Source organism: Thiothrix subterranea (assembly GCF_016772315.1).
GTDB classification, from domain to species: domain Bacteria; phylum Pseudomonadota; class Gammaproteobacteria; order Thiotrichales; family Thiotrichaceae; genus Thiothrix; species Thiothrix subterranea.
The window spans coordinates 1531656-1550579 of sequence record NZ_CP053482.1; the positions used below are offsets into that span (position 1 = coordinate 1531656).

Annotated in this window: 20 protein-coding genes; 7 read left to right on the top strand and 13 right to left on the bottom strand. The window is 50.4% G+C overall.

The window, feature by feature from the left end; all coding sequences use genetic code 11:
• Positions 1 to 11 precede the first annotated feature (11 nt).
• The gene (locus HMY34_RS07520) at positions 12 to 902 is read left to right on the top strand and encodes an ATP-grasp domain-containing protein (RefSeq protein WP_202718639.1); all 891 of its coding nucleotides are present in this window, start codon (positions 12 to 14) and stop codon (positions 900 to 902) included.
• Here the strand turns inward: HMY34_RS07520 and HMY34_RS07525 are convergent.
• Positions 859 to 2169: an ATP-binding protein gene (locus tag HMY34_RS07525; protein WP_202718640.1), complete on the bottom strand. Its 1311-nt coding sequence runs from the start codon at positions 2167 to 2169 to the stop codon at positions 859 to 861. The two genes, HMY34_RS07520 and HMY34_RS07525, sit on opposite strands and share 44 nt — an antisense overlap.
• A 133-nt stretch (positions 2170 to 2302) precedes the next feature.
• Here HMY34_RS07525 and HMY34_RS07530 point away from each other — a divergent pair, with 133 nt between their 5' ends.
• Together HMY34_RS07530 and HMY34_RS07535 are read left to right on the top strand one after the other, a co-directional pair.
• Complete coding sequence (locus HMY34_RS07530; RefSeq protein ID WP_202718641.1) at positions 2303 to 2581, top strand: type II toxin-antitoxin system Phd/YefM family antitoxin; 279 nt, start codon at positions 2303 to 2305, stop codon at positions 2579 to 2581.
• The gene (locus HMY34_RS07535; protein ID WP_228288007.1) at positions 2581 to 2994 is read left to right on the top strand and encodes a type II toxin-antitoxin system VapC family toxin; all 414 of its coding nucleotides are present in this window, start codon (positions 2581 to 2583) and stop codon (positions 2992 to 2994) included. Before HMY34_RS07530 ends, HMY34_RS07535 begins: the two co-directional genes overlap by 1 nt.
• A gap of 54 nt (positions 2995 to 3048) precedes the next feature.
• Here HMY34_RS07535 and HMY34_RS07540 read toward each other — a convergent pair whose 3' ends face one another.
• Positions 3049 to 3462, bottom strand: coding sequence for a DsrE family protein (locus HMY34_RS07540; RefSeq protein ID WP_202718642.1), 414 nt, complete (start codon positions 3460 to 3462; stop codon positions 3049 to 3051).
• A gap of 144 nt (positions 3463 to 3606) precedes the next feature.
• Between HMY34_RS07540 and egtB the strand changes: the two genes are divergently transcribed.
• Genes egtB through HMY34_RS07555 form a run of 3 tightly spaced genes read left to right on the top strand, consistent with a single transcriptional unit; the run spans position 3607 to position 6942 of the window.
• On the top strand, positions 3607 to 4833 hold the full coding sequence (gene egtB, locus HMY34_RS07545) for an ergothioneine biosynthesis protein EgtB (RefSeq protein ID WP_202718643.1): 1227 nt from the start codon (positions 3607 to 3609) through the stop codon (positions 4831 to 4833).
• Complete coding sequence (gene egtD / locus HMY34_RS07550; RefSeq protein ID WP_202718644.1) at positions 4830 to 5801, top strand: L-histidine N(alpha)-methyltransferase; 972 nt, start codon at positions 4830 to 4832, stop codon at positions 5799 to 5801. The genes egtB and egtD overlap by 4 nt, the downstream gene beginning before the upstream one ends.
• A complete protein-coding gene (locus HMY34_RS07555) occupies positions 5743 to 6942 on the top strand; it encodes an aminotransferase class V-fold PLP-dependent enzyme (protein WP_228288008.1) in 1200 nt (399 codons plus the stop codon). Before egtD ends, HMY34_RS07555 begins: the two co-directional genes overlap by 59 nt.
• Here the strand turns inward: HMY34_RS07555 and HMY34_RS07560 are convergent.
• From HMY34_RS07560 to HMY34_RS07595, 8 genes are all read right to left on the bottom strand, one after another.
• The gene (locus HMY34_RS07560) at positions 6926 to 8914 is read right to left on the bottom strand and encodes an AsmA family protein (protein WP_202718645.1); all 1989 of its coding nucleotides are present in this window, start codon (positions 8912 to 8914) and stop codon (positions 6926 to 6928) included. The genes HMY34_RS07555 and HMY34_RS07560 overlap by 17 nt on opposite strands.
• 49 nt (positions 8915 to 8963) lie before the next feature.
• Positions 8964 to 9470, bottom strand: a complete 507-nt coding sequence (locus tag HMY34_RS07565) for a hypothetical protein (RefSeq protein WP_202718646.1) — start codon at positions 9468 to 9470, stop codon at positions 8964 to 8966.
• Between the two features lie 224 nt (positions 9471 to 9694).
• On the bottom strand, positions 9695 to 11869 hold the full coding sequence (locus HMY34_RS07570; RefSeq protein ID WP_202718647.1) for a sensor histidine kinase: 2175 nt from the start codon (positions 11867 to 11869) through the stop codon (positions 9695 to 9697).
• Between the two features lie 10 nt (positions 11870 to 11879).
• On the bottom strand, positions 11880 to 12560 hold the full coding sequence (locus HMY34_RS07575) for a response regulator transcription factor (protein WP_202718648.1): 681 nt from the start codon (positions 12558 to 12560) through the stop codon (positions 11880 to 11882).
• 30 nt (positions 12561 to 12590) lie between these two features.
• Positions 12591 to 13616 (bottom strand): hypothetical protein, encoded by a 1026-nt coding sequence (locus HMY34_RS07580; RefSeq protein WP_202718649.1) that lies wholly within the window; start codon positions 13614 to 13616, stop codon positions 12591 to 12593.
• Between the two features lie 43 nt (positions 13617 to 13659).
• Positions 13660 to 13971: a hypothetical protein gene (locus tag HMY34_RS07585; protein ID WP_202718650.1), complete on the bottom strand. Its 312-nt coding sequence runs from the start codon at positions 13969 to 13971 to the stop codon at positions 13660 to 13662.
• A gap of 171 nt (positions 13972 to 14142) precedes the next feature.
• Positions 14143 to 14565 (bottom strand): hypothetical protein, encoded by a 423-nt coding sequence (locus HMY34_RS07590; protein ID WP_202718651.1) that lies wholly within the window; start codon positions 14563 to 14565, stop codon positions 14143 to 14145.
• Between the two features lie 211 nt (positions 14566 to 14776).
• Positions 14777 to 16579, bottom strand: coding sequence for a peroxidase family protein (locus HMY34_RS07595; RefSeq protein WP_202718652.1), 1803 nt, complete (start codon positions 16577 to 16579; stop codon positions 14777 to 14779).
• Between the two features lie 316 nt (positions 16580 to 16895).
• Between HMY34_RS07595 and HMY34_RS07600 the strand changes: the two genes are divergently transcribed.
• Complete coding sequence (locus tag HMY34_RS07600) at positions 16896 to 17339, top strand: hypothetical protein (protein ID WP_202718653.1); 444 nt, start codon at positions 16896 to 16898, stop codon at positions 17337 to 17339.
• 86 nt (positions 17340 to 17425) lie between these two features.
• On the opposite strand, the gene HMY34_RS07605 is transcribed toward HMY34_RS07600, so the two are convergent.
• The 3 genes from HMY34_RS07605 to HMY34_RS07615 are packed head-to-tail and all read right to left on the bottom strand — an operon-like array spanning position 17426 to position 18916.
• A complete protein-coding gene (locus HMY34_RS07605; RefSeq protein WP_202718654.1) occupies positions 17426 to 17818 on the bottom strand; it encodes an RNA-binding S4 domain-containing protein in 393 nt (130 codons plus the stop codon).
• Entirely contained in the window at positions 17794 to 18261 is a 468-nt protein-coding gene (locus HMY34_RS07610; protein WP_202718655.1) for a YcgN family cysteine cluster protein, read from the bottom strand. Before HMY34_RS07610 ends, HMY34_RS07605 begins: the two co-directional genes overlap by 25 nt.
• Positions 18251 to 18916 carry a hypothetical protein gene (locus HMY34_RS07615; RefSeq protein WP_202718656.1) on the bottom strand — a complete coding sequence of 222 codons (666 nt, stop codon included), beginning with the start codon at positions 18914 to 18916 and terminating at the stop codon, positions 18251 to 18253. Before HMY34_RS07615 ends, HMY34_RS07610 begins: the two co-directional genes overlap by 11 nt.
• Positions 18917 to 18924: the final 8 nt, after the last annotated feature.

Consider the following 18924-nt stretch of genomic DNA (forward strand, 5'->3'; position numbering starts at 1 on the left):
GGAGATTGCCGATGCCGTTTCATGGAGTTTTACCCCACCGCCAGCATTTGTTTCAACCAGAGCCACTGCACGATATTGGTGTCAACGATACCCACGCATGGCGGTTAAACCCGACGCACCGCCATGTGTACGACAAACTGCAATTGGCACTGGTGCAAGGTTTGCAAGCTGCCCCGTGTGAGACTGACCCGCTGAGTGTCGGTAGTGACGCAGCAACCCCGCTATTTGTTAAGCCGATTACCAATTTGCTGGGCATGTCGTTGGATGCGCAAGCCACCACCGCAGGCGATTTGGCGAATGGGCGTACTCAATGCGCCCCCGGCTGTTTTTGGAGTGAGTACTTGGTCGGCGACCACACCAGCACCGACTGTTTGGTACTCGCGGGTAAAGTGCTGTGGTTTGCCCATACGCAAGGCGCAGCCGAAAAAGACAAACAACGTCCGATTTACTGGCATATTGGGGTGCGTTTGCCTGCGTTAGAGCCGCTAATTGCCGCCTTCATTCAAGCCCAGCTTCCCGGTTACACCGGACTGTGCAATGTGGAAATGATCGGTGGCAAAGTCATCGAAATGCACTTGCGCGGCTCCAACGGCTTCTTTGATTTTTACGGCGCACATTTTGTACCCGCTTGGGTGGAATTGGTGGATAAGCGCGTATGGCATGGGCTGGAATCGGGGCGCGAAGGCTATGTTTATTCGCTGTTTGGCGAGGGTGAGTTGCCTGCTGATTATACCGATATTGCTGCGGTGCATGGGGTGAAGGTAGTGCCGGATACGGCAACGCGGGATCGGATTGCTATTTTGTATGCGGATACGCTCGATGCGGCACAACAGGTCGCCATGCGCTTGCGAGGAATCATTAGATGCTTTCCAAATCCGTCAGTGACAAACCACGATACGTAATCTCATAACCCGCTAATCGCTGTTCCAGCCGCTGTGCTTTGGCTTTGAGATGGCTCAAGCGTAAGCTGGCGGGGTTGCGTTTCACTTCGGCAATCAGCACGGTTTTGCTAAAGTCGTTCACCGCCACAATGTCGATTTCGTTTTTATTACCTGCCTCCCAGTAATTGCCGATCAGGTTGTAATCGCCGCTGGCAGCCAGTTGCGCACGGAACAATTGCTCCAACCATGTGCCGCTGTAAGTCGCAAAATCCCGCGCAATCGCTTGGCGGATGAAGGCAAAGTTTTCGATTTCCACCGCGCTACGATAGCGATAGATAAAGCGAAACCAGAAACTCAGGAACGCATCTTGGATACGGTATTTGACCTGACGGCTGTTAGGCGTGGCAAATACCGGCGTAACGCGCTGGATAATGTCGAAGTCCTCCTCCAGCCGTTTCAGGTAAGGGCCGATGGACATTTCCAGCACTGATTCAATCTCACTGCGGCTGGTTTTACCGTTGGCTAGAGTAGCGAGGATGGAAAAGTAAGTGCTTTGTTCTGCGCCGAATTCTTCCGCAAGTCGATAGCGGCCTTCCTCAATCACTAGGCTAAATTCGTTGATCAGGCTTTCCCACAAGTCGCGTTGCGGGTCGGTTTGCGCCAACCATTCGAGGTATTTTGGCACGCCACCGCTCAAGGTGTACCAAGTCAGCAGATTTTCCGCGCTGTAACGCCCGCTGTCGTGCAGCAGTTCGGCAAGATAAGCAGGCTTGAGCGGTTGCAGGTTAATACGATGGTCGGCACGCCCGAACAGCGGTTCTTTGCTGTCTTGAAACAATTTAGTCATCAGCGAATACAGCGAACCGCAGCAAATCAGGTGCAGTTTGCAGCGCGGGCGATACTGATCCCACAGGTTTTGCAGTTCGGAAAATACCGCTGGGTTCACCCGTGCAATGTCCTGAAATTCATCCAGAATCAGCGTCAGCGGCTGGGTTTGTGCGTACTGGAACAGGATTTCCAGCACTTCGCGCAAGCTGCGGGGCTGCCCGAAAATCGGCAGGTTCAACTGGTTACGGATTTGCTCGGTGAATTCTTCGCACAACAGCGGCTCGGCTTTGCGGGAAATGAACAAGTAGAGGGCGGCATCTTGGTAGGTGTGTGCCAATAAGCCCGTTTTGCCGACGCGCCGCCGCCCGACCATCAGAGTCAGGCTGGATTTGCCTTCTGCGGCTTGCTGTGACCACAGGCGCAGTTGTTGTTGTTCGTTGTCGCGGTTGTAGAACTTCATCTGGAATTACCGTAATGATTGTTACAGTAATTTATCTTACGCTAGATGAATGGAGATGGGCAGACATGGAACTTGCTACCCTTAAACATAGAGCCTATTATGATGGCTATCATCTTGGCTATAAAGGTGCACCATGCAAACATATTCCATCGCAGAAGCCAAAAATCAGCTTCCCCGCATTCTGCGTGATCTCACCCAAGTCGGCGAAGTCCACTTGACTCGCTACGGCAAACCCATTGCGATTTTGTTATCTGCTGCTCAATATCAAGCGTTGCAACGGCGGCAAGGGCTAACTTTCAGCGATGTGTTGGCAAACGTGCAGCAACACATGAACGAAGACGTAGGTATTGAAGATACCAGCCTGTTTGATCGGGAGCGTCATCAACAACATGACAGGGACTTTGCTTTCTGATGCTACGCTACCTGCTCGATACCAATATTTTATCGGAAGCCTGTAAACCTACCCCGAATACCAACGTCATTGCCAAGCTCGCCGAAGACCGTGACATTATGGCGTTAGCAGCACAAACGTTATACGAATTGCAACGAGGGGTGAATTTGCTCCCCGAAAGCCGTAGGCGCACCCATATCAGCAATTACGTGGAAGGCATACGCGCCACATTACCCATATTACCTTACGACGAAGCAGCGGCTTGCTGGCAAGCGACAGAAATTGTGCGGCTCAAAAATATCGGCATTACGCCCAGTTTTGTGGATATGCAGATTGCAGCGGTGGCAGTGGTCAATGGCTTAGTGCTAGTGACGCGCAATGTACAGGATTTTCAGCATTTCGAGGGATTACGGCTCAAAAACTGGTTTGAATGACTCACAGCCACCAATGACAAAAGAAAAGCAGGCGTTCTCCTTTGTCATAAAACTTTAATAAATAAGGGATTGCGTTGAATCCAAACATTCCGACACAAACGTTGCACCACCAACGATAACTGCACCATCGACCAACTCACCATCTTTGACCTGACGCGCCCCAACGCACGGCCCACACACATACATTTTGCCACCAGCTTCTGCATATAAACCAATCATATCAACCAATGTTGGAAAACCTTTTGCTGCCACATGTTCTGCAATCCCTTTAATCATCAACATGCTACCGTTGCCTTGGAATCCCATCACCACCTCTACATCGGATGCTTGCGCAGACGTTGCCATTACAAAAGGAATGGTTGCCAATTCTGGATTTTCAGGACCATTCGTAACCATGATGAACAGTTTTTTCTTAGCCTCTGACATTTTGATTTCTCCTGTTATCAACAGCTTCAAATACAATTTCATACTGGCACAAGTTACCAACACCAGAATTGATATGCGTCATAAACAGGTCACAGAAGCGTCAAACAAATCCCCCACAATCATAGCGTACACCTGCCTTCAGCGCGAAAACGTATTACAAAGCACCAAACAATCAAGGAATGTCAGATGACTGCTGCCCTAGCTTCAGAATACCAACGCATCCGCCACACCAGCGCGGCGATTTGCGCCCCGCTTGCCCGTGACGATTACCAACTGCAAAGCATTGTCGAAACCAGCCCCCCAAAATGGCATTTGGGGCATGTGACTTGGTTTTTTGAAACCTTTTTGCTGCAAGCGTTTGTGAAAAATTACCAGCCATTTCGCGCCGAATATAACTACCTGTTCAACTCGTATTACCAAACCGTTGGCTCAATGCAACCCCGTGCCGAACGCGGCTTAATGTCACGCCCAACGGTGGAAGACGTCTACGCCTACCGTGCTGCGATTGATGAGCGCATGATGGCATTGCTAAGCGACGCTGACCCCAGCCAAGCGCAAGCCATCGCCGCACGGGTCACGCTCGGCTTGCACCACGAACAGCAACACCAAGAACTACTGTACATGGACATTAAGCACAATTTCTGGCGCAACCCACTCCGCCCGATTTACCTACCCAAAACCTTACCCGTGCGCGAAGCCACCCCGCTAACATGGGAAACCAGCGTAGGGGGTTTGCTGGAAAGCGGTTTCGACGGCGACAGTTTCGCCTACGACAACGAACGCCCGCAACACAAGGTCTGGCTTGACCTCCACCGCCTTGCTTCGCGCTTGACCACCAATGCCGAATACCTCGCCTTCATAGAAGACGGCGGCTACCAACGCGCCGAACTGTGGCTGGCGGATGGCTGGTATCACCGCAAGCAACACGGCTGGCAAGCGCCCTTGTATTGGGAACAGCGTGACGGGCAGTGGTACGAATTCACCCTGCACGGTTTTGAACCGCTCAACCTTGCCGCGCCCGTTGCCCACACCAGCTATTACGAAGCCGATGCCTTCGCCCGCTGGTCAGGCAAACGCTTGCCGCTGGAAGCCGAACTCGAACACAAATTGCGCGAATTGCCAATCACTGGGCATTTCACCGACAGCAATACCTTCCACCCGCAAGCAGGCACGGGGCAACACTACGGCTCGCTGTGGGAATGGACAGCCTCGCCCTATACCGCCTACCCGCGTTTCAAGCCGCTGGAAGGCAGCATGGGCGAATATAACGGTAAATTCATGTGCAACCAGTGGGTATTGCGCGGCGGCGCGTGTATAACCCCAGCCGACCATATTCGCCCGACATACCGAAACTTTTTTTACCCCCACGACCGCTGGCAGTTCAGCGGTATCCGTCTCGCGGAGGACGTATGAACGCTATTTGCCCCAAAGCCACCAAGGTCAGCTTCCACGATTACCAGCCGGAGTTGGACAATTTCCGGCAAACCGTGCTGAACGGGTTGGCACACGAACACAAACAGATTCCGCCGAAATTCTTCTACGATGAACGCGGTTCGCAATTGTTTGAAGCGATTTTGGAACAGCCTGAATACTACGTGCCACACGTCGAAAAGCAGTTGTACCGCGATTATGCGGCGGACATGGCGGCGTTAATCGGTGAGGATGCTGTGCTGATCGAACCCGGTAGCGGCAGTTGTGAGAAGGTGCAATTGTTGCTGGATGCGTTGCGCCCGGCGGCGTATGTGCCGATGGATATTTCCGGCGATTTTCTGCGCCAATCGGCAGCAACCTTGGGGGCGGCGTTTCCGTGGTTGCACGTTCATGCGGCGTGTTTGGATTTCACCCGCGAATTGCATTTGCCGCAAAACGTACCCACGGGGCGGCGCGTGGTGTTCATCCCCGGCTCTAGCTTGGGCAATTTCGATTTACCGGAAGCACAGCATTTTCTGTTCAATATCGCGCAATTGGTCGGCAAAGGCGGCGGCTTGTTGATTGGGGTAGACCGTAAGAAAGATAAAGCGGTGCTGGAAACGGCGTATAACGATGCGGCAGGTGTGACGGCGGCGTTTAATCTGAATTTGTTGGTGCGCATTAATAACGAGTTGGAAGGCACGTTCGACCTCGACCAGTTTGCACATTATGCGTGCTACAACGAGGCAATGGGGCGGATTGAGATGCATCTTACCAGCCTGCAAGACCAAAGCGTGCAAGTGGCGGGTAGAACTTTCCACTTTGCGCAAGGCGAACGCATCCACACCGAAAATTCCTACAAATACCACCCTGAGGAATTCATCACGCTGGCAACAGCAGCAGGCTTCAAATGTGAGCAACATTGGACAGATGCTGCTAATCTCTTCGGCATCTACTACTGCACCGTGTGAACCCGCCATGCCGACACCTGAAAGCCGCTTCCCTGCCCTGCAAAACTGTTTGTATTTGAATCACGCAGCGGTTGCCCCCTGGCCGCAAGTCACCGCCGATGCTGTGCAAGCGTTTGCGGCAGAAAATGCACGCCAAGGCACGCTCAATTACCCGCACTGGCTGACGGTGGAACAAGCCTTGCGCGAACAAGCGCGTGCATTGCTGAATGCCCCCGCCGCAGGCGATATTGCGCTGGTAAAAAATACCTCGGAAGGCTTGTCATTTGTCGCCTACGGGCTGGACTGGCACGCGGGCGATAATGTGGTAGGGATTCGTCAGGAATTTCCTTCCAACCGCTACGTGTGGCAATCGCTGGCAAACCAAGGTGTGGAATTCCGCCAATTGGATTTGCGCGAATACCCCGATGATCCCGAAACGGCATTGCTGGCATTGTGCGATGCACGTACCCGTTTGATCAGCATTAGTGCGGTGCAATACACCAACGGCTTGCGCATGGATTTAGCCAAAATCGGGGCATTTTGCCGCGCCAAGGGCATTCTGTTTTGCGTGGATGCCATTCAGCAACTCGGCGCAATCCCGTTTGATGTGCAGCAAGTGCAAGCCGATTTTGTAGTGGCGGATGGACATAAGTGGATGCTGGGCGCGGAAGGCTTGGCACTGTTTTACGTGCGCCGTGAGGTATTGGAGTCTTTGCGCTTAACCCAATACGGCTGGCACATGGCGGAAGGTTTAACCGATTACACGATGGAAGACTACCAGCCAGCGTTGGATGCGCGGCGGTTTGAATGCGGTAGCCCAAATATGTTGGGGATTCATGCGCTACAGGCCAGCCTTGGGGTATTGCTGGAAATTGGCATGGATGCGGTGTGGGAACAGCTTAGTACGCGGGTGCAATATTTGCTGGATGGTTTGCAAGCCTTGCCAGATATGGAAGTCCTCAGTGATTTGCGGGCGGAACGGCGTTCCGGCATTGTGACGTTCCGCTCCCGCCGCGAGACCAATGAAGCGCTGTTCCAACGTTTACAAACACAGGGGATTTTCTGTGCCACACGCGGCGGTGGAATTCGACTTTCGCCGCATTTCTACACACCGTTCGCGCAATTACAACAGGTGTTAGACGTGCTCAAAACAAGCCCTTGAGTTTGTTTTTCAACTCATCTTGCAAGCGTTGCTCAAGCTTTTCGACTTCGCTTTGCACGTCTTGCTGGACGCGCTCTTTGACTTCATTACCCTTTTGCTTGAGCGCATCGAGTTGTTCTTGCTTTTCGGTCTCGAAACGCCCCTTCAACTTGGATTTCTCCTTGTCGAGTTCGCGCTGTGCAATTGCCTTGAGCAATACATCCAGCTCCAATTCGTAGCTGGGCTTACCCCATGCGCCATGAATATGCAAAGGTGCAAATAAGTCGTCTGCGTTGTCCGGTTTAGGTTTTTCGCTAATGCGTAATTTAAAATCCAGCGATTCGGCGACGATATTCACATCGCCATTGCCTTTTACCTGAAAATGCGGCGCGAGCATCACGTTTTCATCGGTATGGAACACGCCTTGTTTGACTTGCCACTGCCCTTTCAATTGGGTGAAAGTGACTTCGGTTTCGCCCACCTCATTGACGCGCTCTTTTTCAAACAACTGAATCACTTCACGGGTTTTTTGCGCGAAATTGGCATCACGAATCGTGCCTTCATTCAACGTGAGGTCGATCGTGCCATTGAGATTTTGCTTGAAAGCTTGCTCATCGCCGACCACAGAATCGAATTTAGCAGTCATATCCAGCGCCCCCGTGACCAAACGATCATCGGTGAGGGCGAACAGCAATTCTTCGGTACGCAATTTTTTAACCGTGTGTTCGCTGCTGAAAGTCGCCGGAGTTTGCAGGGTATCGAGGTTAATTTCACCTTGATAAGCGCCTTTGAATAAAGTCCCCGTGGGAGTGAGTTTGACTTGCCCCTCTGTAAACTGCACGCCAAGCGTGGCCTGCTGCAAGATAAACGGCGGGTAACTGAGTTGTGCAGCACTGAATTTGCCATCAACCACACGGCTCGGTAGCAAGGGGTCACGCACTTGCAAGCTGCCCGTCAACTGCTGCTCGGCTGCCTTGATCTCGGTTTGGGGCAAATCGAGTAAGCCTTTGCCACTTTCCAAATTCAGGCTCAATTTGCCGCTGGATTGCTGCTGCAATTGCCCACCGGGAATCTCGGTGGATTTCACGTCAGCGTTGATGTTTAAGTCGGTCATGTTCAATTGCTGTTTGGCAAGGTTGACGTCCAGCTTGCTACTCAGCGTGACTTTACCAAGCCCATCCAAAATGACGTCGGCTTGTAAATCAGGGATGCTGGCACGTTCTTTTTTCAAATTGCCTTGCAGATTACCGCGCAGATTCGTATCCAAGCGTTCCGGTTGCTTGACTTGCAAGCGTAGGTCGGTGAGGGAAAAGTCTTCTTGGTTTTCTGCCAATTGTGCGACGGTGGTAAGGCTTAGCTGCATTGTCAGCGGCGGCTCATTTTGGGTAAGCGCAGCATCAAGGCGAAGATCAACCGGCTTGCCAGGCTGGAACGTGCCGGTTTGCAAATTAAGCGGTGCCAGTATCAAGGTTTTGCCTTGCTGATCATCTTGCCAGTGTAATTGCGAATCTTGCACACTCACGCCGGTAATCACCATGCCGCCCAGCAAACTGGTCATGGCTTCGCCCGCGCTGGCGTTGGCTTTTGAGGAGTTTTCCGGCAGCAAATCTTGCCAGTTGGTTTTGCCGCTTTTATTGCGGTGTAAATTAAGCTTTAAGCCTTGCAAGTGCACTTCGTTGATTTTGAGCTGCTGCTCCAGCAGGGGCAGAAATTGCACCGTCACGCGGGCATTATCGGCTTCGGCAAAGGCTTCATCGTTGAAGCCCTTGGCATTGCCCACCGCGACTTGCCCCAGTTGCAGGGCAATGTCGGGGTAAAAAGACAGACTAATGTCACCGTCAATCGTGAGAGTGCGCCCGGTTTTTTCTTTTAATAATGCGGTAATTTCTGGTTTATAACGGTTGGCATCAAATGTCAGCGCGAATACAGCAATGGCTGCCACGATCAGCAGCAATAAGGCAAGTAGCCAAGCGAGTAGGCGCAATAGTGGCATGAGAGTAGTCCTTTTCTGTAGCCTTATATTATATTGCCCCCACTATAGCCTATTGAGCTGGTGGCAGGTAGTAGCCTTGTGCTTGCGGATAATACGCCTGTGGGTAATAAGTCGAGTACGTTGGCGCGTACATTTGTTGTGGGTAAGCCGTGTAATAGCTGTAAGGGTAAGCATACGGGTAGCTGTATGCGCCCGTGTTAAGGCCATTATACGCCGTGTTATAAGCCGAGCTGTAAGCATTGAATTGCTGATCTTGGTATTGCGCCACGTCGCCTTGGCCTTGTGCGCGGCTGTCAGCATTGAACATGCTGTTCGCTTTGGCGCGGAAATTCAGGTCGAAATCCATATTAATGTCGGCTTCACCACGCCCGCGTGATTGCCCATTGGCAGTGCCGTTGCCATTGCCTTGGGTTTGCCCGAAAGCGTTAGCTTGTTGCGCTTGTTCTTGGCGGTTATTACCGAAGAAATTGCCCATGTCGAAACCGTCGAAAAAATCAGCCGATGCGTTGCCAGCCAACAGGGTCAAGGCGGTGAAAATAATGATACGTGTGCTCATGATGGTGTCTCCTTCTAGTGGTTTTACCAGTTTATACCCATTTATAAGCATTTGCTAATACAACCACTTTTGCCCCACTCAAATGTATCCAAATGGATGATGCCGCCAGTAGCGGAATAGCGGTAAAGTTCAAGTGTGCTGGTTGAACCCCTCAACTGACTGCATTAACTGGCACATTATTCACCGGCTTTGACGTGTTGAAGCCGGTTTTTATTCCTAACGCTTTAGACTTGCAGGGGAACAGCAATATGCACCGTGATTCTGGATTGGGGAGGATCACTGCAATAAAAACCCACTTCCCCGCCTAACGCCGCGACCCGATGCCGGATACCGTTTACTCCAGTCCCCGCTTGCCAACGCTCAGGCGGGGATATTTTTCCGTCATTCGTAACGATTAGGTGCAATTTATTGTTGGATAAAGCAAAACCCACCTCCAACGTTTCTGGCTCGGCGTGCCGCAGCGCATTGCTGACTGCTTCACGGAGTATCTGCGACACTTGCAGTATTCGGCGCGGGCATAATTGGCAAGCATCCAGCCGCTCATCCTGCCGCCAACGTAACCTGACTTCTGCGGCTTCGGCTCGCCCGGCAATTTCTGCCCGCCAATCCGCAATATTATCGACCAGTTTGGTCGGGCTTGCTTGCTGCGATAACCGTACCGTTTCCCGTAACGTCATTAGCGCCTGCCGCACATCCTCACGGTGGGTTGCATCCGGTAGCTTATGGCTCAGGGTTAGCAGTTTTGCACCAACACTGTCATGCAAGTCGTGCATTATGCGCCGCCGCTCGTCCAGAATAGCCTGTTGGCGGGTTTCGCTGGCATTACTGGCCATCCGTGCCACCGTTAACAGCGACTCGGTATGTTTGACATCGGTTTTATTAAACAGCCCTGCTGCCCGTTGTTTGCCGGTCAAACGCCACGCATGTTGGTTGCCAAGGCTAGGCACATCAAGGTGCAAACCGTTGTCTGACAAGTGGGTAGTGGTCACTTGGGCAGACAATTTTTCGATATGCAACGGCAGGAAGCGTTGCAGCAAGGATTCCTGCCAACGTTGTTCAAAGGTTTCTTTGGAGAGCGCATCGCCAAGATTGCTGCTCAAAGCAGGCAGAAAATCACTGAGATTCTGGCGTTCCATTGGAATAATTTTATCCAATAGCCATTGGCGCAATGGAAAATACAAAAAGCCTGCAATAATGACCGACATTGCCAGCACATAATCACCCCGCAGTTGCAGCAACGTCATTAACCCCACATCAATACCCGCGACCAGCAAGCCCCCCACAATCCACAGCATGGACTTTAGCCACCAGAATTCAATCGCAAACAGCCGATAGCGCAGAATCCCCACCCCAAGCCCTATCGCCATCAGGTTAAACAGCAATAGCGCCGAAATATTGCCAACAATCGGCGGCTTACCCAGCAGAATAGGGAAAACATGCAATGCAATAATAATGGCATTGGGCAACATAAACGCTGCCGCGAGAACATGCAGGCTCGCCCGTTCCACCGGCTGACGGCGCGTCTGGCGCAATTGCAGGGCAATAATTCCCAACACGATCACGTACAAAAAGGGGTACTGTATGTAAAAAATATGCCCCGGCGTTTCAATCCAGCCATAGTGATAATTGGCGGTGGAGAGTGCCGTAAAACCCATAACCAGCCAAAACAACCACAGCCCGCGCACCAACGGTTTGGGCAAATCACACAGAATGACCAGAATCAGCGTGGCAGCGAAGTTGATACCTGTGGCTTGCAGCAGCAGATTCTGCCGCAATGCGCCGGGTTCCATATAAAATTCCGTGGCAATAACCCCAGCGCCGCTGACCGCAAAAACGTAGTACAGCAAGCTGTGCAGCAGTAAAAACAGGGATGCTTTTTGATAGGGGCGGTATGTCCAGACCAATGCGCCCACCAATGGCGAGATCATGTTTGCAAGACCCAACAACCAAAACACAGCGGGGATAGCCGCAACGGGGGTACGTGCGGCGGGTGTCAGCGCAACGGTTTTGCCCGTCGTGGTCACAAAAGTTACTTGAGCATGTTGGGTGAAGGCTTGGTGCAAGGTTTGCTGTTGCTGATAAAACTCCGCCCGTTGTGCGAACGTCGCGGGGGAAAGTGGCGCATAACCGTTCAGCAATGGCTTGATGGTTAGCAGCTTCCCATCGACTTGCAGGCCAAGCAAGGTTTCACCGGCGGCGAGTTTTCCAGAAGCGGGGGAGTTGGCACTGATGGATTTGATCAGCAGCGTATCCGCAGCCGTGGCAGTTACCCGGATACCCGTCCACTGTTGTTGGGTCAATAGGTAAGCGGAAATAATCTGGGTGACGGCAATGAATAGCAATACCGCCAGCAAAATATTGGCGGGGGCAATAACGGGTTTGGGGAATGACCAGTTCAAACGGTCAACCTTAGAAATCCGTTCTGACCAGCCCCATGCGGCAAGCCTCCACTGCTGCCTCAGCTCGGCTGGATATATTGAGCTTCTGGTACACATCCCGGATATACCGCGCTACGGTATTGGTCGACAGCCCCAATAATTCCGCCACATCACCCCGGCTAAGCCCCTTGGCAACTAATATCAACACTTCGCGTTCGCGGGGGCTTAGACTCGCCACTTCGCTGCGATTAACGCCAGAATGCTGATTATCCGGTGTGCCATGAGCGTTTCCGGCTGCCGAGAAATATTGCAATATGCGCCGCGAGACACTCGGTGACAGCGGTGGATCGCCACTGAGAATACCGCGTAATTTCTGAATAAACACCAACTCAGACGAATCTTTCAGCAAGTAGCCATGCGCCCCGGCTTGCACGGCGTGGAGGATGTGTTCTTCATCATCAAAAATGGTGGTGATTACAATGTAAGCATTAGGGTAATGCTGACGCACACTCGCCACCAAGTCGATACCGCTACCGTCCGGCAAATTAATGTCTAGCAACGCTACATTTACGCTGACTTTGCCTAACAGTTGCCGCGCTTGTTGACAGGTAGTCGCCACATTGAGGTGCACCTCCCCGAAAGCTTGTTGCAGGACGACACCCAACCATTCAGCGGTTTCAGGGACATCTTCCACAATGAGCACATGTTGCATGGCGACTTCCTTTGCTATAAGCGCCCAAGATTAAGGCTTGCTAGGCGTGATAATTCGTTTTACCCGTACAATTCCCTGCGCATCAACAGTATCACCGACTTTGAGCGCGTGCATCACTGCCGGGGCAGTGGGTGCTATCGTATCCTGTTTGGGGGTCAGTTTGGGGAGTTTCATGTTAATCACTTTAACAGGTTCTGTTTGTGGCTGGCTATTAGCACCTTTTGCGCCGCTTTGCCCGGTTGTACCCGCCGTGCCTGCCGCTGGTTCTTTGACCCCCAGACACTTGCTGTAAGGCACACCAACCAACTTGCCCACCAATTCCACTGCGGCAAGGTCAACCAGATTGCGTACTGCCTGCGCTTTGCCTTCGCTGGCGTTGAGGCTTAGGTCGAAATATACACCAAATTTATTAATGCTGGCATCCATATCCAGCGAATCACCGCGCTGGAAAATCGCGACCGAATTGCTGGAGGTAATGCCGGGAATGACGCTCATGTCTGAAGCACGTAACACATTCAAATCCAAGGCAACCACGTTCAATGAAGTGCTGTGAGCTGCACCGCCACCGCCTTTTTTACGGTAAAATACCCCGGTACTGGCATCCCCGGTGGTAACACCTTTGTCAAATTGGGTAATTGAGCCTTGAATATCAAACGCGGGCATTTCTTTGTAGGCATCGGAATAATTCGCGGCTTTCATAAATGACACCAGATTGCCAGAATCTTTACCGTAAGCAATCAGCTTAATCGCTTTGCTTTTGGTGGTCATGCGTGAAATCGCTGAAATCAACATATCGCGTGTGCCGGTTTTAACTTCTTCGGTTTTATCGTCGAGGTCTTCCACCATTACCGGAATGCCTTTCACGCCTTTTGCCAGCATTAAATCATCAACACAGCTTAAGGCATCAGAAAAATTAGTGACGGATTTATACGGTGCACCAGACGGGCCACGGCGGATTTTTTCAAATTCCCGTGCCAGTTTATTATCTAAACTGGCACAGCCACCCAATGTGGAAAGGGTAAAAGCTACTGCTAACATAATGACGGACTTTTTCATGATTGTTGTCTCGCGTTTATTTTTAAGACAGAGAACTGACTAATTAACGGCAGTTATTAGATTGGATAACATCACCATCAATAAGAATGACGACTTCATCAGGCGCATTAGCACCATCATCCACAACAACATTGCCAATATTAATGTCACAACCCGCAGTATCAAATGAAGAAATTGCGTATTGATCATCATCTTCATAATCCATTTCTGTTTGATATGCTCGCATTCGTGCTTTCATTTGAGCCATCTTAGCAGACATATCCGTCATTAAATCCTCGCCGCCATCAGAACCTTCTGCAAATACAGTACTACTAATGCATAAGCTGCAAGCTAATAGTAATATTCTAAACCTCATGGTAAAAACTCCTTGTTTAAAACACACAAGCATATCGTAAAAGTGCTGCATTGTTGTTGGTTAGGGTAATCACGATAGACGGAGGATAACTCATGACGGATTACATGTTAAGACTATCACTGCAACAGGGTTTCAGACAGAAATGCCTGAAACCCCTGCAAAAATCTGATTTTAATGATCAGAATGTTCATCCTTTTTGTCTGCACAAGTGGCACAACCAATTACCCCAATTCTGGCTGCTTGGGTATTGTTCTTTCCTGCCACCTGTATTTGCTTGATATAGCCAGCACCAACCCATACATTCCCTTCGGCACCATTATTGATTGCACCAATAGCTGCATATTGGTTATTTTCCCAACCACCCCATTGTCCTTGAAAAATATCGCCCAAGCCAACATTGACGCTGGAATCAGTTACATCATCACCAATAAAACCAACGGAAGCATCTTGATTATTTTTGTCACCATTTTCCTGAATTTGATTTACCCAGCCATCTTGAACATCAATTTTATTACTGCTACCTTGATCTGCAAAAGCAGAGGCACTGGCAAACAAAGTCAAAATAGCGATCATAGATACATTAATCTTTTTCATGGCATTTTCTCTAATAAAAGTTAGTTGAAATAGTTACAATTTGTTGTTGTCCTTTCTCGCTAAGGACAAGTTAATAATAGCATCAATCCATCAATAATAAATTCAAGTAATGACAAAAGGACGATTTTTACAGATAAAGTTATTCAGATAAATACCACCATAAAAAAAGCCCCCAAAGAGGGGGCTTTTTAGAAATCAGCACTGGTTATTACTATCCCATAACGCCTTTCGCAATGGCTTCAATAATACGACGAATTTGTTCAGAATCGTTAACGGGTAACGTATTAACTGGCACAGTAGGATTACGAATAGTGGTGTTACCAGGCTGACCATTAGCAGCTCCTCTGATCTGTGCTTTAAACACATCCGGCTGGATATTAACAATATCGGTGTTGCGTTTAATCACATCCGACAAGCGCAAATCATGTAACTCTGTCAACTGTTTACCAAAAAACTGGTTTTCGTACCAAAAGCGGTCGCCTTGGCGTACTCGGCTGAATTGATCCAGCAAAATACTCACCATGGTTTCACCCACCAACGCCTCGCCCGATTCTTTTTCTGCCAACCCGCCAACCCACAAATCAACCTGATCAGGGTGGCGATACACTTGTTCAAGTTTTTGTCCAAACCCTGCACGCCATATTGGATGGTTAAAACTGGTAATGCGCGGCAAACCCAAGCTGGCACGGGCGTCATTGTATCCCGGAAGGCCATGATCACGCCCACGCTGGATATTCAAGGAAGCCAGATCCATGCCTGCCTCACCCGGTTGCCCGAACAAGAAATTACGCACATCGTCGATAATCATCGGGTCGACAGCTTGCGCTGTTTGGGAGGCAAACCCTCGGAAAATAGGCGAAATTCCTGCTTCGCTAACCTTGCCCGGCTGGAAGAAGGCATCCCTGAGCCGCACATTGCCTTGCGGTATAACCGTGCCATTTTCATTCAGACGCAGCAACGTCGGAGACAGCAAGGTATGACCTAAACGAAAGGTAGCGGCAGCAAATGCATTGCTGATATCCGGCCTGACATTCGGTTGATAACCGGGCAATTGCTTAGGATTAGCCGCACTGTATTTCCAATAACCGGGTAAGCGATCTTTACCCAATAATGCGGGCAAGAATTCGTTGTAAGTAATGGCTTGAATTTCTGCTGCCACAATCCGACGGGCTTCTTGGTAGATACGCTCATCTGACCAATCAGCGTGTTTACAAGCAATGGCATCGGCAAGACGGTTATGTTCCCGCACCCACAACGTATGCATTGCCGTTAAACCGATATTCTCGTTAACACGTTCGTCCCCTGCTTGGTACAGACCCTCAGGATTTTTGGGTAACAAGCCCTGAGCATCCAGCTTCATCTTACCGCCTGACAAGGTGCGCAGGTAGCTTGCTTGCGCCGCATCAGAACCATACACGTTAGAGGCATCAATAAAGCTGGTGATATTATTGGGATGTTGGCGTTTCCCATTAGCATCCAATACATAATTGCTACGGAAGAACAGCAGGTTAACAATTCCCGTACCATTGGGGTCAAAAGTGGTATCGCCCACTGGAACCGGGATATTCGCCTCTTCTACTGGCACGTTCGTTGCCACCAAATCCAGATCATGGTCGAGGAACTGCCCCCACATCCAAAGTATGTCGCTTAAGCCTTTGCTATTGACCGTCTGATTATTAGTTTGGCTGACAACCACATTACTAACCTTACGGGGGTTTGGCAGATTGGCAGCAGCGGCATTCCCCGGTTCTCTGTTGGGGGTTTGTGGCAGTACCCGTAATAGGTTTTGCCCCGCCATACCCCACGTTAGCGAACGGCGATTATTGCCCTTGCCGTCGATAGGCGAGTATTGAGTCGTGTACCACGCCGGTATCAATGGGTTTGCAGCGCATACATTGGTGATAGGCGACCACTGCGTTGTATTGCCCAAGCTGATGGATGGCAATAACAAAGCACTGGCAACAGCCGATGCCAATAAAAAGTGTTTACTGGTTTTGTGTGGTTTCGTCAGCATATAAAGAGGTTCCCTGAAAAATGTAATCGTTTGGTTGTCGCCTAGATGGGACTAACAGGAACATAGTCAAAATCTATTGACTTTTATAAGCCAAACTATTTGAACGGCTGGTTTCTCAGGATGAATTGCATAATCTGTGTAATCTACACATAACGATAACGAATGACATCGCGCCTAAAAATCCTGCTCGTTGTTCAAATGACTACATTCAACTGTGCAGTACCGCACTGCTGATCCAGCCAGTAAACTGTCAGCAGGTGGCAAGTCATCAATACGTCACCACGGAAGAAATTTTATTTTAATCAAGGAGATAATCATGAGCATTAGCAGCACAATGACGCCTAGTACAGACATGGCTCAATCGATCGCATCCTCAACAGCATACAATACGGATAGCATGGGAACGGCTGGGCAGAATATGGATGCACTGGCAGCAAAGTTGTATGAAGATGTGAATAAAGGATCATCTAATCCGCTAATCGATGACTTACGTGATTTAGCAGGCAATCTATCGGCGGAAATAAGCGGGCAACCACAAACTGCACCTGCAACAGGTGGGTTATTTGACGCTACCGGCAGCAGTAATACGTCTTTAGAGCCAGCCCCTAGCAGCCCTCCACCTGCAAATCCCAATATCTATGTCGACCCTAAAACAGGTGAAAAGTCTTATGTTAATAACGGCGCAAATGGGTACGATAGTACGACAACCACTCCCGCACCAGGCGCGAGCGGTGGCACTGCCTCTGGTTCAAAGGGTTAAAAGCCCATAAGCGGCAAGCCGAATCAAAGCCCGATCTACAGAATTAACAACAGGTCGGGCTTTAGTCCAAATAATTAACAACCCTGTCACCACCCCTGCTTAAACTTGTCGATCAGCCGCCGTTCCCGCTTATCCGGCTTATGCAACCTAACATTCACCCCGTGCAAACGCCGCTCTTCGATCACCGCCTCGCGTTCTTCGCGGTGATGTTCAGATTCGGTATGCAGCAAACGGGCTTCACTGGCGGGGCGGCGCTGCTCGTTCAAGCCTTGCACGGTAATCGTCCAGGTTTCAAAGCCCTTTTTAATACGCAACTTGTCGCCGATGCGCACCTGCCGGGAGGGTTTAACGCGCTCCTCATTCACCTGCACATGCCCGCCATCAATGGCTTCCACCGCCAGCGGGCGGGTTTTAAAAAACCGCGCTGCCCACAACCACTTATCAATGCGTTGGCTTACATTTTCTTCTTCAACGGCCATGTAACGACCCTATCCTCCCAATCTGCTTCGTTCACTTCAGCGGCGTAAGTAAACCGCCCGATCACCGATTGTTTCATGCGGTGAATGCTCTGTTTATCGCCCGACACCAGATGATGCCAAGACGGTAAATTCTTACCCTCGTGCAACAAACGGTAGGCGCAACTCGGCGGCATCCAATACAGCTCATCCAGATTATCCGGGGTTAAATGCAGGCATTCTGGCACTAGCGTTTCACGATTCGCGTAATCTTTGCACTGGCAACTCGTGCCATCCAACAAATCACACGCCACATCGGTGTAATACACCGTGCTATCTTCCTCGTCTTCCAGCTTGATCAAGCAACATTTGGCGCAATGGTCGCAAATGCTCTCCCATTCCGCCTCATTCATCTCGGCAAGGCTTTTTTGTTTCCACCAAGGCGGGGTGCGGGCTTCACTTGTCATTATACGGTTTCGTCTCCAGCAATCCCTGTTTCATCGCGGCGTAATCGTGTTGATTAGTGTAATAAAGAATCTCTTTACCGTCAGTATTCATCAAAATTGCCAAGCCTTTGCTGGGGTAAAACCAGTAGTCGATTCCCGCCTGCAACGAGGCGGCGCGTTCCGCCGGTTCGCCAAAGCGTGCCACCACGATTTCAGGCTCGTAATTGATGACCGGCATATAAATTAAGCGCTGCACCCGCAAATCATTGGCAATTTTCACATCCGCTTCCGCCATCGTGTATTTCCATTGCCCGCTTGCCATGCCTTCACGCTTGGTATTGTTGGTTTGGAAACTGTCAAACTGCGCAGGTGTGGCTTGCAATTCAGCAATGATTTTGGCTTCAAACAAGCCGAGGCGTTGTGTGCCGAAATAGGCTTCGAGGGTACGCTTACCGCTTTCGTGCGCAAATACCGCCATTTCCGGGAAGCTGTGCAAGCGTTCGATCACATCCTTCAGCGTGGCTTTGCCAATGTCTAAGTGGAACACCTGCGGATTGCCTTCGGCACTAAGAGTGACTTGCCAAGGCAAATCTTCAGGGTGTTGGGGGGAAGAGTCGCAGCCGGTCATGCCAAGAGTCAGGGCAAGTAGGCTACTCAATATCAGTGTGTGTTTCATGTACCATC